This is a genomic window from Erwinia psychrophila, from assembly GCF_039023475.1.
GTDB lineage: Bacteria > Pseudomonadota > Gammaproteobacteria > Enterobacterales > Enterobacteriaceae > Erwinia.
On sequence record NZ_JBCHVB010000007.1, the window covers coordinates 120505 to 136730 of the forward strand.

Below are 16226 nucleotides of genomic sequence, written 5' to 3' on the forward strand. Positions count from 1 at the left end.
TTTCGGCATAAGGATTGGGTCATCAGCAGGCAACGTCGTGGCGTTACTGGCGCACTCAATTTGTGGCCGGCCAGCGCGCAATCTCCTGGGCGCATACTTGAGTATGTGACCAGGGGTGAGCACTGCCCGAACGCAAAGTGACAAGCAAAGTAGCCACTCCACAGATCAATGCAATCTTTTAGCATCAATGATATCGGGCACCTGATTCAATCGCGCCAGCACGCGGCCCAGCACCTGATGATTATAGATTTCAATATCCATATCAATCGTGGCCAGCTGCTTTTTGGTCTCGCTGCGGCTGGAAACGCCCAGCACATTCACCTTTTCATTGGCGAGGATGGTGGTGATATCCCGCAGCAGCCCACTGCGATCGTTGGCCGTCACGCGCACCACCAGCGAATAGCCACTGGAGTAGCTTTCCCCCCAGACGGCATCGACGATGCGCTCCGGCGCATGGGAAATCAGTTCGCTGAGCTGATCGCAGTCGGCCCGGTGAATGGAGATCCCCCGTCCCTGAGTGATAAAGCCAACAATGTTATCGCCGGGGATCGGCTGGCAGCAGCGGGCAATATGGTGCATCAGGTTGCCCACGCCCTCCACCACCACGCGACCACTCTCTTTACTGCGCGGTGCGGCGGATTTCTGGGTCAGCTGGCGCAGGGCCTCACGATCTTCCTCTTCCGCGCTGGGTTTATTCAGCTTCGACTGCAGGAAGTTGATCATCTGATTAAGACGGATATCCCCACCGCCAATCGCCGCCAGCAGTTCGTCGAGCGAGTTGACGTTATAGCGCGGCAGCAGCAGCTTTTCCGCCTCTTTGAGGCTGATATCCAGCTGGTCCAGCTCGCTGTCGAGGATCTGCCGGCCGGCCGCGATATTTTTGTCGCGGTCCTGCTTGCGGAACCAGGCGTGGATTTTTGAGCGTCCGCGGCTGGTCGTGATGTAGCCGAGATTGGGGTTCAGCCAGTCGCGGCTGGGGTTAGGCTGCTTCTGGGTAATGATATCGATCTGATCGCCCATCTGGAGCTGATAGGTAAAGGGCACAATGCGGCCGCCAACCTTGGCGCCAATGCAGCGGTGACCGATATCGCTGTGAATATGGTAAGCGAAGTCGAGCGGCGTTGAGCCGGCGGGCAGGTCAACCACGTCGCCTTTCGGCGTAAACACGTAGACGCGATCGTCAAAGACCTGGCTGCGCACCTCATCCAGCATTTCGCCAGAGTCGGCCATCTCTTCCTGCCAGGCGATCAGCTTACGCAGCCAGGCGATGCGCTCTTCGTGACCCGACGCGCCGCGGGCGCTGCCGCTGGTATTGCCCTCTTTGTATTTCCAGTGCGCGGCCACGCCCAGTTCCGCATCTTCATGCATCTGGCGGGTACGGATCTGGATCTCAACGGTTTTCCCGGCCGGGCCGAGCACCACGGTGTGAATCGACTGATAGCCGTTCGGCTTCGGATTCGCCACGTAGTCATCAAATTCGCTGGGCAGATGGCGGTAGAGCGTATGAACGGTGCCGAGCGCGCCGTAACAGTCCTGGAGCCGCTCGGCCACAATGCGCACCGCCCGCACGTCAAAAAGCTCATCAAACGACAGCGCTTTTTTCTGCATTTTGCGCCAGATGCTGTAGATATGTTTGGGCCGGCCATAAACTTCCGCCTTCACGCCCTCTTTCGCCATTTCGGTACGCAACGACTGAACGAAGGTATCAATGTACTCTTCGCGATCGATGCGCCGCTCATGCAGCAGTTTGGCGATGCGCTTGTATTCATCGGGATGCAGATAGCGAAAGCAGAAGTCTTCCAGCTCCCACTTAAGCTGGCCGATACCGAGCCGGTTCGCCAGCGGCGCGTAGATATTGGTACATTCCTTTGCCGCCAGCACGCGCTCATCTTCCGGCGCATCTTTCACTTCACGCAGGTGGGCAATCCGTTCAGCCAGCTTGATGACCACGCAGCGGAAATCTTCCACCATCGCCAACAGCATACGCCTGACGTTATCGACCTGCTCGGAGGCCATGGAATCATTATGGGTGGCTTTCAGCTGCCGGATGGCGTCCATATCGCGCACGCCGTGAACCAGCGAGACGATAGCACTGCCGAACTTCTCTTCCAGCACCGCTTCCGAGGTAACGCCTGCGTCGGCGAGGGGGAAAATCAGCGCCGCGCGCAGGCTTTCGCTGTCCATGCTGAGCATGGAGAGGATTTCGACCATCTCCACGCCGCGCCAAAGCAGCAGTGCGGCGTCAGGATGGTGCTGCGTCGCCGCTTCACAATAGCGCCAGGTGTCGGCCAGTCGTTCACATGACTGCGGGTTTGAGATCCCCAAACTGCTGATCCATTGGTCGAGCGCAAACTCGCCAGCCGTATTCATATGTGCACTTCTTACCGCAACCATAACCTCTCCTGGCCTGGCTCCCGCAACGGGGAACTATATTTGGCTAAACAGCACCATGGACTCCACATGCCCGGTATGAGGAAACATATCAAGCAGCGCGGACCTTTCCAACCGGTAGCCGGATGACAAAAGTTTCTGCGCATCCCGGGCAAGTGTAGTGGGATTACAGGAAACATAGACCACGCGTTCAGGCGCAAGTTTACTGATATGCGCCATAACGCCCGCCGCCCCCGCCCGTGCCGGATCCAGTAATACCTTATTAAACCCTTCTGCGGCCCATGGCTGAAGGGTGACATCCTCTTCCAGATTGGCCTGAAAAAAGGCCACATTATTAAGATTATTCTGCGCAGCATTATACGCACCCTTTTCCGCTAATGCTGTAACGCCCTCCACACCTGTGACGCTTTTAACGCATTTTCCTGCCGGCAGCGTGAAGTTCCCCATACCGCAAAACAGATCGAGCACCCGATCGGACGGCTGGAGATCGAGCCAGCTTAGCGCTGTGCTCACCATTTGCTGATTCAGCGCCGCGTTTACCTGAATAAAATCACGCGGGCTGAAGGCAAGCTTCAGGCCCTCAATCTGGTAGTAAGGCGCCTCGCCGCTCACCTGCACCAGGGTGTCACTGTCCGGGGCCAGATACAAGGCGACCTGGTGCTTATGCGAAAAGCGTTCCAGTTCTTGCCGATCGCTGGCGCTTAAGGCGTCGAGATGGCGTAAAACCAGCTGCGGGCCGTTATCCGCCTGCACCAGCTCAACGTGGCCGAGTCGCCGGACCGCCTGCAGGCGGCTCAGCATCTGGTGCAGCGGCTGGATAAGCGCATTCAGTTCGGGCACCAGAATGGGGCATTCGGTCAGGGTGACCAGATCGTTACTGCCCGCCTGGCGAAAGCCCATTTGCAGCGTCTGGCTACGCAGATGATAGTTCAGGCCCAGTCGGGCACGGCGCCGGTAGCCATAAGGCTCTCCCGCAATAATCGTCTCAATACTGACCGGCTGTCCGGTTTCCTGCGTCAGCAGTCGCGCCAGCGCCTTCGCTTTGCTCTGCTGCTGTAATGCCGGCGAGACGTGCTGCTGCTGGCAGCCGCCGCACTGATAAAAATGTACGCACCGGGGCTGCACGCGCTCAGGGCTGGCGGTGAGGATGCGTTTCGCCTTGCCGCGGGCGTAACCGCGTTTCTCTTCGGTAATCTCTACCTCTGCCTGCTCGCCGGGCAGTGCGCCGCTGACAAAAAGGGCTTTGCCGTTATGCCGGGCGACGCCCTGCCCCAGCCCGTCGAGGTCATTTATCGTCACCATCACCTTCTGACGGGTCGTCACGCGCCGTTTTGCAGAGTAGAATTGCGCCATTATTCAGTTTCCGAAAGTAGTTAGCGAAAAAACGTGCGTAGCCTACACCAGCAGCTGGATTAATTCGACCCGCGTTACGCGCCGCCGGTTGCCTACCCGTTTCAGGAAGAATATGACCAAATATAGCCTGCGGGCCCGCATGATGATTTTGATTCTGGCGCCGACGCTGATGATTGGACTGCTGCTGAGCACCTTTTTTGTGGTGCATCGCTTCAACGAGCTACAGCGCCAGCTGGTGGATGCCGGCGTCAATATTATCGAGCCGCTGGCCGTTGCCAGCGAATACGGCATGACCTTTAACAACCGCGAATCGGTTCGTCAGTTAGTCAGTCTGCTGCACCGGCGCCACTCTGACATCGTGCGGGCGATTACCGTATTTGATACGCAGAATCAGCTCTTTGTAACCTCCAATTACCATATTAATTCGGCAAGCCTTCGCCTGCCGGACGGCGCAAAGCTGCCTGACAGTTTTACCTCTGAACGAAAAGGTAATTCAGTGATCCTGCGTACGCCGATCGTGTCGGAAAGCTATTACGCGGATCAAACGCCGCCGAACAATGCTGAGCCCAGCGGCAACACCCTGGGCTATATTGCGATTGAACTGGATCTTCAGTCGGTCAGACTGCAACAGTATAAAGAGGTGTTTATCTCCACCCTGCTGCTGCTGTTCTGCCTCTGTATAGCCATGCTGTTCGCTTATCGCCTGATGCGCGACGTGACCGGCCCAATCCGCGACATGGTCAGCACCGTTGACCGTATCCGCCGGGGCCAGCTGGACAGCCGCGTCTCCGGGCATATGCTCGGCGAGCTTGATATGCTGAAGAACGGCATCAACTCGATGGCGATGTCGCTGACCGCTTATCATGAAGAGATGCAGCAGAACATTGACCAGGCAACCTCCGACCTGCGGGAAACGCTGGAACAGATGGAGATCCAGAACGTCGAGCTGGATCTGGCGAAAAAGCGTGCCCAGGAAGCAGCACGCATTAAGTCTGAATTCCTGGCTAATATGTCGCACGAGCTGCGCACGCCGCTAAACGGCGTCATCGGTTTTACCCGGCAAACGCTGAAAACCTCGCTGAATATCACCCAGCGCGATTACCTGCATACCATTGAGCGATCGGCGAATAACCTGTTAAGCATCATCAATGACGTGCTGGATTTCTCCAAGCTGGAAGCGGGCAAGCTGGTGCTGGAAACCATTCCGTTCCCGCTGCGGGCCACGCTTGATGAAGTGGTGGTGCTGCTGGCTCAGTCAGCCCATGAAAAAGGGCTGGAGCTGACGCTGAGCATTCAGCATGACGTCCCGGATAACGCCATCGGCGATCCGCTGCGCATTCAGCAGATTGTGGTTAACCTGCTGGGCAACGCTATTAAATTCACCGAGCGCGGCAATATTGATATCCGCGTTGAGAAACGGTCGCAGAGCAATAACCGGGTCGATCTGGAAGTGCAGATCCACGATACCGGTATCGGCATCTCAGAAAAGCAGCAGTCTCAGCTGTTTCAGGCCTTTCGTCAGGCCGACGCCAGCATCTCGCGCCGTCACGGCGGTACCGGTCTCGGTCTGGTCATTACCCAGAAGCTGGTCAATGAGATGGGCGGGGAAATCTCGTTCCACAGCCGTGTGAACCATGGCTCGACGTTCTGGTTCCACGTCAATCTGGCGCTGAATCCGAATGCGGCCAGCGATCCGCGGGCCACGGACTGTCTGCTGGGCAAACGGCTGGCCTACGTGGAAGCTAATGAAAGCGCGGCCAGAGCGACGCTGGATATGCTGGGCGCCACGCAGATGACGGTGAGCTACAGCAGCACGCTCGACGGCCTCCCCGAGGCGTATTACGATGCGCTGCTGATGGGCCTGCCCGTTACGCGGCAGCAGGAAAAAGAGATCCCGAATGAGCAGCTGTTGCCGGCTCTCCAGCGCGCCGATAATGTGATTATGGCGCTGCCCTGCCAGATGCAGGTTTATGCGGAAGAGCTTAAGGCGCGCGGCGTAAGCGCCTGCCTGATTAAACCGGTTTCGCTTACCCGACTGCTGCCGATCCTGATCGATCATCACACCCGCGAAGGCGAATATCTTCCGCGCCGTCAGCGGCTGCCGCTCAGGGTGATGGCGGTGGATGATAATCCGGCCAACCTGAAGCTGATCGGCGCGCTGCTGGAAGAGCAGGTGGAAACCATCATCCTCTGTGACAGCGGCGAGGCGGCCATCCAGCAGGCAAAAAATCATCAGCTGGATATCATCCTGATGGATATTCAGATGCCGGAAATCGATGGTATTCGCGCCAGTGAAATTATCCGCGAATATCCGCAACACGCCTCCACGCCGATCATTGCCGTCACCGCTCATGCGCTGGACGGCGAGCGGGAGCAGCTGATCAAAGCCGGCATGAACGACTATCTTGCCAAGCCGATTGACGAAGTAAAGCTGGGCCAGCTGCTGGCGTGTTATACGCCGGGCATCAGCCGGGCGGTGACAAAAACTCCCGGGCTCTCCCCTTCGCTTGACTGGCAGCTTGCGCTCCGTCAGGCGGCCAATAAGCCCGACCTGGCCCGCGATCTGCTACAAATGCTGGTGGACTTTCTGCCGGAGGTCACCCGGCTGGTGGAGAGATTTATGGCCGAAGACAATCTGCCGGAACTGCGTGATATTATTCACAAGCTCCACGGTAGCGCCAGCTATAGCGGCGTACCCCGGCTGAAGCAGCTCTGCCAGCAGCTTGATAAAAGCCTCCGCGCCCACAGCAGCATTGCTGACGTCGAGCCGGAACTGTTTGAGCTGCTTGATGAGATGGAAAACGTGGCGAGGCTGGCGAAAGAGAAGCTGACGCAGTCGCGGTAGACAGCGCCTCATCCCGCAAGCTGATAAGAAAAAAGGCTCCAGCCTGATACGGCGGGAGCCTGATTTCAGTCGCGCGGCATCTGTTGTCCGATGGCCAGCGAAGCGGCGATATTGCGTGCCGTCATCCGCACATTTTCCGCCGCGTTATCCAGCGCCTCCTCAAGCGTACAGATGCTGTAAAGTACGCTGAAGACCGCATCCAGCCCGTGCTGATGCACAACGCTAACATCCTCGGTCAGGCTGCCGGCAATGCCAATCACCGGCTTGTTATAACGCTTCGCGACTTTCGCCACGCCAATCGGGACCTTGCCGTGAATGGTCTGGCTGTCGATGCGCCCTTCGCCGGTGATCACCAGCGTCGCCTCTTTTACCAGTTCGTCCAGCCCCAGCGCTTCGGTCACGATCTCAATGCCGCGCCGCAGCTCCGCCTGACAGAACGCATGCAGCGCCACGCCCATACCGCCTGCCGCGCCGCCGCCGGGCACAGAGAGTACATCAATACCCAGATCGCGCAGAATAATCCCGGCATAGTGCGCCAGCGCGTTATCCAGCTGCGTCACCAGTTCAGGGGTGGCGCCTTTCTGGGGCCCGAAGACGGCCGATGCGCCCTCTTTACCCAGCAGCGGGTTGGTCACATCGCAGGCCACTTCAAACCGGCAGTGCTGGATGCGCGCATCGAATTCACGCATATCAATGCTGTCGATGCTGGAGAGCTCACCGCCGCCAAAACCGATTTGCTCTCCCCGTTTATCCAGCAGCTTCGCGCCGAGCGCCTGCACCATGCCGGCGCCGCCATCATTGGTCGCACTGCCGCCGATGCCGATAATAAAATGCTCCACGCCCTTATCCAGCGCGTTACGGATCAGCTCGCCGGTTCCCCAGGAGGTGGTGATCAGCGGATCACGCTTCGCGGCGGGCACCAGCTCCAGGCCGCTGGCGGCCGCCATCTCAATATAGGCACAGCTCCCGTCACCGGAGAGACCATAAAAAGCCGGCACGCTCTCCCCCAGCGGCCCGGTGACGTCCAGCCGGACAATATGCCCGTCCGTGGCGGCCACCATCGCCTCGACCGTTCCTTCGCCACCGTCTGCTACCGGCAGCTTAACGTAATGGGCATCGGGAAAGATTTCACGAAAACCCAACTCGATCTGCGTCGCTACCTGCTGAGCAGACAGGCTCTCTTTGTATGAATCCGGTGCGATTACTATTTTCATTCGTTATCCGGGCGCTGTTGAACCGGCCGGAGCCGGCGGTGCGGATCCCGGCTCTGCAACGAGCCGGATTGGGAACTATTTAGTGATTTCCACTTTCGCTAACTTTTCATAATAGCAAGCCAGCGCGCTGTGATCGGCGGTGCCAAGCCCATCAGCGCGTAACGCCTGCATCATCTCCATCACGGCAGCGGTCAGCGGCAGCTGGCTGCCCACGTCGTGCGAGGTTTCCAGCGCGTTAGCTAAGTCTTTGATATGAAGGTCGATGCGGAATCCAGGCTTGAAGTTGCGATCCATCACCATAGGCGCTTTCGCATCCAGCACGGTGCTGCCCGCCAGGCCGCCGCGAATCGCCTGATATACCAGATCCGGATTCACCCCGGCTTTCGTCGCCAGCGTTAACGCTTCCGACATGGCCGCAATGTTCAGCGCCACGATCACCTGATTTGCCAGCTTGGTGACGTTACCGGCGCCGATATCGCCCGTATGCACCACCGACCCCGCCATCGCTTTCATGATGTCGTAGCATTTGTCGAACAGCTCTTTATCGCCGCCCACCATCACTGACAGCGTTCCCTCTATCGCCTTCGGCTCGCCGCCGCTGACCGGGGCGTCCAGCAGCGCGATGCCTTTTTTCGCCAGCGCCTCGTGAATTTCGCGGCTGGCCAGCGGCGCAATGGAGCTCATATCGATCACGATGGTGCCGGACTTCGCGCCCTGGATTACGCTCTCCTCACCCAGCAGCGCTTCCTTCACATGCGGCGAGTTGGGGAGCATGGTGATAATCACATCGCTCTGCTCAGCGACCGCTTTAGCGCTCGGGGCGGAAGTCGCGCCCAGGCCAATCAGTTCCGCTTCGTTCTCCTGATGAGAGTCACGAACCACCAGCGAATAGCCAGCTTTCAGCAGATTTTTGCTCATGGGTTTGCCCATGATGCCAAGACCAATAAATCCAATTTTCATGCTGTTTCTCCTGAACGACGGGTTATTTTTTAAAGCGATCGCAAAGTGCCTGGGTGGCGCCACGGAACACGCCAACATCACTGCCTACGGCGACAAATCCGGCGCCCCATTCAAGGTAGCGGCGCGCATCGGCTTCCACCGGTGCCAGAATCCCGCTCGGCTTCCCGGCGGCCTTCGCACGATCGAAAATATATTTAATGACCTTAAGGACTTCCGGGTGGGCGGGCTGGCCCAGATAACCGAGTGCTGCGGAGAGATCGCCCGGCCCGACAAAGATCCCATCCACACCCTCGACGGCCGCGATGGCGTCAATATTGTCCACCGCCTGCTGAGTCTCGATCTGCACCAGCAGCGTGATGTTATCGTTGACGGTGGTGTTGTACTCCGGCACCGTGCCGTACATGTTGCTGCGGTGAGAGACGGAAACGCCCCGGATCCCCAGCGGGGGATAGCGCGTGGAGGCCACGGCCCGCACCGCTTCTTCTTCGGTCTCCACAAAAGGGATCAAAAAGTTTGAGAAGCCAATATCCAGCAGGCGCTTAATGATCACCGGCTCATTGCACGGCGGACGCACCACCGGCGCGCTGACGCTGCCTTTCAGGGCCATCAGCTGAGGCACAAAAGTTGTAATGTCGTTAGGCGCGTGCTCGCCATCAAGCACCAGCCAGTCAAAACCAGCCAGGCCTAGTATTTCGGTAGTAACAGGGTTGGCCAGCGCGCACCAGCTACCGATCAGCGTTTCGCCGGCCAGCAGGCGCTGGCGGAAGCTGTTTGGGTTACTTACATAGCTCATCAGTTTCTCCAGAAAGTAGTATTAGCGCACCAGGCAGGGGCGTTTGTTATCGAAGGTCCAGTCCGGCACCAGGAACTGCATAGCCTGCGCATCATCCCGCGCGCCCAGTCCATGTTTCTGGTAAAGCTCGTGAGCTTTCATCACCTGATCCATATCCAGCTCAACGCCCAGTCCTGGCTGCGCTGGCACCTCCACCATGCCGCCTTTGATCTGCAGCGGTGCTTTGGTCAGGCGCTGATTCCCTTCCTGCCAGATCCAGTGGGTATCAATGGCGGTGACGTTGCCCGGCGCAGCCGCCGCGACATGGGTAAACATTGCCAGTGAAATATCAAAATGGTTATTGGAGTGAGAGCCCCAGGTGAGGCCAAATTCATGACACATTTGCGCCACGCGAACGGAGCCCTGCATGGTCCAGAAGTGAGGGTCCGCCAGCGGAATATCGACGGATTGCAGCGATAAGGTATGCCCCATCTGCCGCCAGTCGGTGGCGATCATATTGGTGGCGGTCGGCAGGCCGGTTGCCCGACGGAATTCCGCCATCACTTCACGCCCTGAATAGCCCTGTTCCGCACCGCAAGGATCTTCCGCATAGGCCAGTACATCTTTCAGCTGCTTGCCAAGCGCAATCGCCTCATTCAGTGACCAGGCACCGTTAGGATCGAGGGTGATACGGGCTTCCGGGAAGCGCTTCGCCAGCGCCGTCACGGCTTCCGCCTCTTCACTGCCCGCCAGCACGCCGCCCTTCAGTTTGAAATCATTGAAGCCATATTTCTCATAGGCCGCTTCGGCCAGCCTGACCACGCTCTCCGGGGTCAGCGCCTCTTCATGCCGCAGGCGATACCAGTCGCACTGCTCGTCGGGCTGGCTCTGGTAATCCAGCGAGGTTTTGCGGCGATCGCCGATGTAGAAGAGATAACCGAGCATTTCGACCCGGTCACGCTGCTGCCCGTCGCCGAGGAGGGAGGCGACGTTCACCCCCAGATGCTGTCCGAGTAAATCCAGCAGGGCGGCTTCAATGCCGGTCACCACATGTATTGTGGTACGCAAGTCGAAAGTCTGGTTGCCCCGCCCAGCGGCATCGCGATCGGCAAACGTCTGGCGTACCTTGCTGAGCAGGTTTTTATACTCACCCAGGCCCTGGCCGACAATCAGCGCGGCGGCATCTTCCAGCGTCTTACGGATTTTCTCGCCGCCGGGAATTTCACCGACGCCGGTATGGCCGGAGTTATCCTTGATGATAACGATATTACGGGTGAAATAAGGCGCATGGGCACCGCTGAGATTAAGCAGCATACTGTCATGCCCGGCCACCGGAATGACCTGCATCTCCGTTACCCGCGGGGTTGAGTGAACTTGACTCATCATATTGTCCTTATAGCTTGTAGAATTCAGCGCCCGAAGGCGGGACGTTTGCGATCGAATGTCCAGCCGGGGATAAGGTACTGCATCGCCGTGGCGTCATTGCGCGAGCCGCCTGGCAGGGTTTTATAGAGCTGATGCGCTTTTTCAACCTGCGCCCAGTCCAGCTCCACACCCAGCCCGGGAGCGTCCGGGACGGCGATTTTCCCCTGGCGGATTTGCAGCGGCGCTTTGGTCAGACGCTGATCGCCCTCCTGCCAGATCCAGTGCGTGTCGATAGCGGTTGGCTTGCCGGGTGCCGCCGCGCCGACGTGGGTAAACATCGCCAGCGAAATATCAAAATGGTTGTTGGAGTGGCAGCCCCAGGTAAGGCCCCACTCGTCGCACAGTTGAGCAACCCGCACCGCACCGCTCAGCGTCCAGAAGTGCGGATCGGCCAGCGGGATATCCACGGCATTGAGCATCACGGCGTGATTCAGCTCGCGCCAGTTGGTGGCGATCATATTGGTGGCGACCGGCAGCCCGGTAGCGCGTCGGAACTCCGCCATCACCTCACGGCCCGAGTACCCCTGTTCCGCGCCGCAGGGATCTTCAGCATAGGTCAGCGTGCCCTGCATCTCCTTACAGAGCGCGATCGCCTCATCCAGATACCAGGCGCCGTTAGGATCAACGGTAATGCGCGCCTCCGGAAACCGCTTTTTCATGGCTTTAACCGCGTCAATTTCCTGCTCGCCCGGCAGCACGCCGCCCTTCAGCTTGAAATCTTTAAAGCCGTACTTATCCTGCGCGGCCTCGGCCAGCCTGACCACGGCGTCGCTGTCCATCGCTTTCTGGTGGCGCAGGTGATACCAGTCATGGCCTCCCTTCCCGCCGGGCAGATAAGGCAAATCAGTTTGCTCACGGTCGCCGATATAAAACAGATAGCCCAGCACCGTTACTTCATCACGCTGCTTGCCCGGCCCCAACAGTTCCGCAACCGGCACGTTCAGGCACTGACCCAGCAGGTCAAGCAGCGCCGCTTCCAGCGCGGCAACCGCATTGACGCGCAGCTCGAAAGTCCAGGCGCCTTTACCAAAGGTGTCGAAGTCGGCGGACTGATTGCCCAGGTGCACTTCCTGCACCAGGCGGTTCATTCTTGCCACCTCTTTCCCTTTCACCTGGGGAATAGCCTCCACCAGCGTCTGGTAAATCGTCTCTCCGCCCGGCGCTTCACCAACGCCGGTATGTCCGGCGCTGTCGGTCAGCACCACGATGTTGCGGGTGAAGTAGGCACCGTGGGCGCCGCCGATATTCAGCAGCATGCTGTCATGCCCTGCCACCGGAATAACCTTCATATCGGTGACGACCGGGCTGCTTTGCGTATTCATAACGCACCCTGATAAGGTTTTAATTCGATACGCTTGATGTCACGCACCAGCACCAGATAGCTCAGCACGGCGACAAAGGCATGGATACCGACGTAAATCAGCGCGCCGTTGTAAGATCCCGTGGTGGCGATGATGTAGCCGATAGCGATTGGCGTGATGATGCCGGAAGCGTTACCGAACATATTGAACAGACCGCCGCTCAGGCCGCTGATCTCTTTCGGTGCCGTATCGGCCATCACCGCCCAGCCCAGCGCACCCACGCCCTTGCCGAAGAATGCCAGCGCCATAAAGAACACGACCAGCCACTCGGTTTCAACGTAGTTACAGACCACCATCGAAATCGACAGCATCATGCCCAGCACAATCGGCGTTTTACGGGCGATATTCAGGGAACCGGTTTTGCGCATCAGCCAGTCGGAGATAACGCCGCCCAGCACGCCGCCGATGAACCCGCAAATCGCCGGAACAGAAGCGATGATCCCCGCTTTAAGGATGGACATCCCACGGTCCTGCACCAGATAAACCGGGAACCAGGTGATAAAGAAATAGGTCAGGGCGTTAATGCAGTATTGCCCCAGATAGATCCCCATCATCATCCGCGAGCTGACCAGCTGTTTAATCTGGTTAAGCTTGACGCTCCAGGGAACTTTGCGCTCGTCGGTTTTACGCTGATCCATATTGATCAACGCCCCGCCCTGCTCCATATACTCCAGCTCGGCTTTGTTCACGCCCGGATGATCGTTCGGATCGTGAATCACCTTCAGCCAGATAAAGCTGATGATGATGCCCAGCCCGCCCATGAACCAGAACACGTGTGCCCAGCCCACTTCGGAAGTCAGCCAGCCCATGATTGGTGCAAAGATAACCGTGGCGAAGTACTGCGCGGAGTTGAAGATGGCAACAGCGGTGCCGCGCTCCTGAGCGGGGAACCAGGCGGCAACGATGCGGCTGTTACCGGGGAAGGAAGGCGCTTCGGCAAGCCCCACCATAAATCGCAGCAGGAACAGCGCAGCAATGATGGTGAAGCCGCTAAACAGATCGACAAATCCCTGCAGCAGCGTAAACAGCGACCAGAGGAAAATACTCCAGAAGTAGACGCGTTTGGAGCCGAAGCGGTCCAGCAGCCAGCCGCCAGGGATCTGACCAATCACGTACGCCCATGAGAAGGCGGAGAAGATATAGCCAAGCCCGACAGGATCGAGGCCGATGTCTTTGGACATTGCGGAACCGGCGATAGCGATAGTCGCGCGGTCACCATAGTTAAAGGAGGTAACGATAAACAGCATCACTACTATCCAATAGCGGGCATTAGTTCTTTTTTGCACGGTGCCTGCTGTGCTACTGACTGAATTCATGGTGCACTCCTGAAATATAGCGGTCAGGCAAACTCACTCTGGACGGCATACACATCGCGTTGGGTATCAGAATGATGTTAGGTTTAACATAGCGATTATTTAGCAGAATAGTCGTACGCCAATTTAAATAGCTCATCGTCCTGTTCGCTAAAAAGTATAGGAACCGTGCAACCGGAACACATCGGGTAAATGCCCTACATAATGATTTAATATTCGCTTTTTCTGTGGCGCTTGCACAATCTCCTGCGGGCTGGCTCACGCTTCGTTGGCGTTATGAGGCCTCAGTCACACTCCGCTGCAAATGACCTTATCTTTGTGAGCCCTCTCACTGATATCTGTTCTTATGCCTGAAAAGCTGGCGTGATCTGCGCCATGATGTCGGACATATGCATAATGTGTTTCCCCTGGCCCGCTTCTATACTGGTTCCCAGCAGAATAGCGACTGGCGTCAGAAATGATTAAAAAAGGATGCACCTTCGTTCGGAAGAGAGAACTCTCCTTTACTACTATTTGATTCAGGACGTGTTGAGCAATGAACATTCCCTTAAACGATCGGCCTCTTTATATAAAAGTGCACGAAAACGATAACGTTGCCATTGTGGTAAATAATAATGGCCTGAAAGCGGGCACTGAATTTCCATGCGGATTAATCTTAAAAGAACATATTCCCCAGGGACATAAAGTTGCGCTGAGCGAAATAGCTCAGGGCGGAAATATTGTTCGTTACGGCGAGGTAATCGGCTACGCCCTGCGGGATATTCCTCGCGGCAGCTGGATCGATGAATCCCTGGTGGTCCTACCCGAAGCGCCGGCGCTCGCCAGCCTGCCGCTGGCCAATGCCGTTCCACCTGCCTTACCGCCGCTGGAAGGCTATACCTTTGAGGGGTATCGCAACGCTGACGGCAGCGTGGGCACCCGCAATCTGCTGGCAATCACCACCAGCGTCCACTGCGTCGCGGGCGTGGTCGATTATGTGGTCAATATTATTGAGCGTCAGCTGCTGCCTAACTATCCCAACGTGGACGGCGTAGTGGCGCTAAACCATCTGTACGGCTGCGGCGTGGCGATTAACGCCCCGGCGGCGGTGATACCGATCCGCACCATCCATAATCTGGCCCTGAACCCTAACTTTGGCGGAGAGGTGATGGTTGTCGGTCTCGGCTGCGAAAAACTCCAGCCCGAGCGGCTGCTGGAGGGCACGCCGGACGTTCAGGCGATCTCGCTGGGTGAGGAAGATGTGGTCAGGTTGCAGGATGAAAAGCACGTTGGTTTTGAATCGATGGTTGACGATATCTTGCAGGTCGCCGAGCGCCACCTTCAGCGGCTTAATCAGCGCCAGCGCGAGACGGTTCCGGCCTCGGAGCTGGTGGTAGGCATGCAGTGTGGCGGTAGCGATGCGTTTTCCGGCGTGACCGCCAATCCGGCCGTTGGCTTCGCCTCCGATCTGCTGGTGCGCTGCGGCGCGACGGTGATGTTTTCTGAAGTGACTGAAGTCCGCGACGCGGTGCATCTGTTAACGCCAAGAGTGGCGGATGAAGAAGTGGGTAAACGTCTGCTGGAGGAGATGGCCTGGTACGATGACTATCTCAATATGGGGAAAACCGATCGCAGCGCCAACCCTTCTCCGGGCAACAAAAAAGGCGGACTGGCCAACGTAGTGGAAAAAGCGCTGGGCTCCATTGCCAAATCGGGACGCAGCGCTATCGCGGAAGTGCTCTCTCCAGGACAGCGCCCTACCCGGCGGGGTCTGATCTACGCCGCCACGCCGGCCAGCGATTTCGTCTGCGGCACCCAGCAGATGGCCTCAGGCATCACGCTTCAGGTTTTCACCACGGGGCGGGGAACGCCCTACGGGCTGGCGGCCATTCCGGTTATCAAAATGGCAACGCGTAACGCGCTGGCGGATCGCTGGCACGATTTAATGGATATTAACGCGGGTACCATTGCAACGGGAGAAGAGAGTATTGAGCAGGTCGGCTGGCGGCTGTTTGAGCTGATTCTGGATATTGCGAGCGGACGCAAAGAAACCTGGTCCGATCGCTGGGGCATTCGTAATTCGCTGGCCGTATTTAACCCGGCGCCGGTAACCTGACGGCAACGCCCCTGTCGTCTGGACAGGGGCACATTCAGCGGGTCAGCCTAGTTGCCTGGCCCACGTCTCTACCCAGGGTGAGGCAATCTCTTCTGGTTCAGGATGCTCTGAAGCATCAATCATCAGCACATCCCCCACGCGCGTGGCGCCATGCTCCTGTAACAGCGCGTCAAATTTCTTGCCGCCGCCGCAGAAATCATCATAGCTGCTGTCCCCCAGCGCAATAAGGCCGTAGCGCAAGGCTGGCTGATGGCCCAGCTTCGCTTTCATCTCGCGATAGAGCGGTGCGATGCTGTCCGGTAATTCCCCCTGCCCGGTCGTGGAGGTCACGATCAGCACGACGTGATCAGCATAACGCTGCCAGTCGTCGAGGCCAGGATCTTCAAAAATTTTTACCTGGTGACCTTCATCAGTCAGTAAAGGCTCCGCTTCTTCAGCAACCAGCAGCGAGTTGCCGTACATCGTCCCTACAAAAATGCCTACCTGAGCCATATTTT

The 16226-nt window shown here is 57.8% G+C and carries 11 protein-coding genes; 2 read left to right on the plus strand and 9 right to left on the minus strand.

Going from position 1 to position 16226, the window contains the following annotated elements; all coding sequences use genetic code 11:
• Positions 1 to 165: 165 nt before the first annotated feature.
• Complete coding sequence (gene relA / locus AAH446_RS16395) at positions 166 to 2394, minus strand: GTP diphosphokinase (protein ID WP_342907747.1); 2229 nt, start codon at positions 2392 to 2394, stop codon at positions 166 to 168.
• A gap of 33 nt (positions 2395 to 2427) precedes the next feature.
• Positions 2428 to 3744 (minus strand): 23S rRNA (uracil(1939)-C(5))-methyltransferase RlmD, encoded by a 1317-nt coding sequence (rlmD, locus tag AAH446_RS16400; protein WP_342907748.1) that lies wholly within the window; start codon positions 3742 to 3744, stop codon positions 2428 to 2430.
• A gap of 112 nt (positions 3745 to 3856) precedes the next feature.
• Here rlmD and barA point away from each other — a divergent pair, with 112 nt between their 5' ends.
• Positions 3857 to 6589 carry a two-component sensor histidine kinase BarA gene (gene barA, locus AAH446_RS16405; RefSeq protein ID WP_342907749.1) on the plus strand — a complete coding sequence of 911 codons (2733 nt, stop codon included), beginning with the start codon at positions 3857 to 3859 and terminating at the stop codon, positions 6587 to 6589.
• A 65-nt stretch (positions 6590 to 6654) separates the two neighbouring features.
• On the opposite strand, the gene AAH446_RS16410 is transcribed toward barA, so the two are convergent.
• From AAH446_RS16410 to AAH446_RS16435, 6 genes are all read right to left on the minus strand, one after another.
• A complete protein-coding gene (locus tag AAH446_RS16410) occupies positions 6655 to 7803 on the minus strand; it encodes a glycerate kinase (protein WP_342907750.1) in 1149 nt (382 codons plus the stop codon).
• Between the two features lie 75 nt (positions 7804 to 7878).
• Positions 7879 to 8763 (minus strand): 2-hydroxy-3-oxopropionate reductase, encoded by an 885-nt coding sequence (garR, locus tag AAH446_RS16415; protein WP_342907751.1) that lies wholly within the window; start codon positions 8761 to 8763, stop codon positions 7879 to 7881.
• A 22-nt stretch (positions 8764 to 8785) separates the two neighbouring features.
• Entirely contained in the window at positions 8786 to 9556 is a 771-nt protein-coding gene (gene garL / locus AAH446_RS16420; protein WP_342907752.1) for a 2-dehydro-3-deoxyglucarate aldolase, read from the minus strand.
• Positions 9557 to 9577: 21 nt separating this feature from the next.
• A complete protein-coding gene (gudD, locus tag AAH446_RS16425; RefSeq protein WP_342907828.1) occupies positions 9578 to 10918 on the minus strand; it encodes a glucarate dehydratase in 1341 nt (446 codons plus the stop codon).
• Positions 10919 to 10944: 26 nt separating this feature from the next.
• A complete protein-coding gene (locus AAH446_RS16430) occupies positions 10945 to 12282 on the minus strand; it encodes an enolase C-terminal domain-like protein (protein WP_342907753.1) in 1338 nt (445 codons plus the stop codon).
• Positions 12279 to 13637 carry an MFS transporter gene (locus tag AAH446_RS16435; RefSeq protein ID WP_342907754.1) on the minus strand — a complete coding sequence of 453 codons (1359 nt, stop codon included), beginning with the start codon at positions 13635 to 13637 and terminating at the stop codon, positions 12279 to 12281. Before AAH446_RS16435 ends, AAH446_RS16430 begins: the two co-directional genes overlap by 4 nt.
• A gap of 532 nt (positions 13638 to 14169) precedes the next feature.
• On the opposite strand from AAH446_RS16435, the gene garD reads away from it, so the two are divergent.
• Positions 14170 to 15729: a galactarate dehydratase gene (garD, locus tag AAH446_RS16440; protein WP_342907755.1), complete on the plus strand. Its 1560-nt coding sequence runs from the start codon at positions 14170 to 14172 to the stop codon at positions 15727 to 15729.
• Between the two features lie 42 nt (positions 15730 to 15771).
• Here garD and AAH446_RS16445 read toward each other — a convergent pair whose 3' ends face one another.
• Positions 15772 to 16221, minus strand: a complete 450-nt coding sequence (locus AAH446_RS16445; protein WP_342907756.1) for a flavodoxin — start codon at positions 16219 to 16221, stop codon at positions 15772 to 15774.
• Positions 16222 to 16226: the final 5 nt, after the last annotated feature.

Coding starts and splice junctions, on each gene's coding strand:
- AAH446_RS16445 (WP_342907756.1), bottom strand. CDS start 16,221: ATGGCTCAGGTAGGCATTTTTGTAGGGACGATGTACGGCAACTCGCTG.
- relA (WP_342907747.1), bottom strand. CDS start 2,394: ATGGTTGCGGTAAGAAGTGCACATATGAATACGGCTGGCGAGTTTGCG.
- rlmD (WP_342907748.1), bottom strand. CDS start 3,744: ATGGCGCAATTCTACTCTGCAAAACGGCGCGTGACGACCCGTCAGAAG.
- AAH446_RS16435 (WP_342907754.1), bottom strand. CDS start 13,637: ATGAATTCAGTCAGTAGCACAGCAGGCACCGTGCAAAAAAGAACTAAT.
- garD (WP_342907755.1), top strand. CDS start 14,170: ATGAACATTCCCTTAAACGATCGGCCTCTTTATATAAAAGTGCACGAA.
- AAH446_RS16430 (WP_342907753.1), bottom strand. CDS start 12,282: ATGAATACGCAAAGCAGCCCGGTCGTCACCGATATGAAGGTTATTCCG.
- garR (WP_342907751.1), bottom strand. CDS start 8,763: ATGAAAATTGGATTTATTGGTCTTGGCATCATGGGCAAACCCATGAGC.
- AAH446_RS16410 (WP_342907750.1), bottom strand. CDS start 7,803: ATGAAAATAGTAATCGCACCGGATTCATACAAAGAGAGCCTGTCTGCT.
- gudD (WP_342907828.1), bottom strand. CDS start 10,918: ATGAGTCAAGTTCACTCAACCCCGCGGGTAACGGAGATGCAGGTCATT.
- garL (WP_342907752.1), bottom strand. CDS start 9,556: ATGAGCTATGTAAGTAACCCAAACAGCTTCCGCCAGCGCCTGCTGGCC.
- barA (WP_342907749.1), top strand. CDS start 3,857: ATGACCAAATATAGCCTGCGGGCCCGCATGATGATTTTGATTCTGGCG.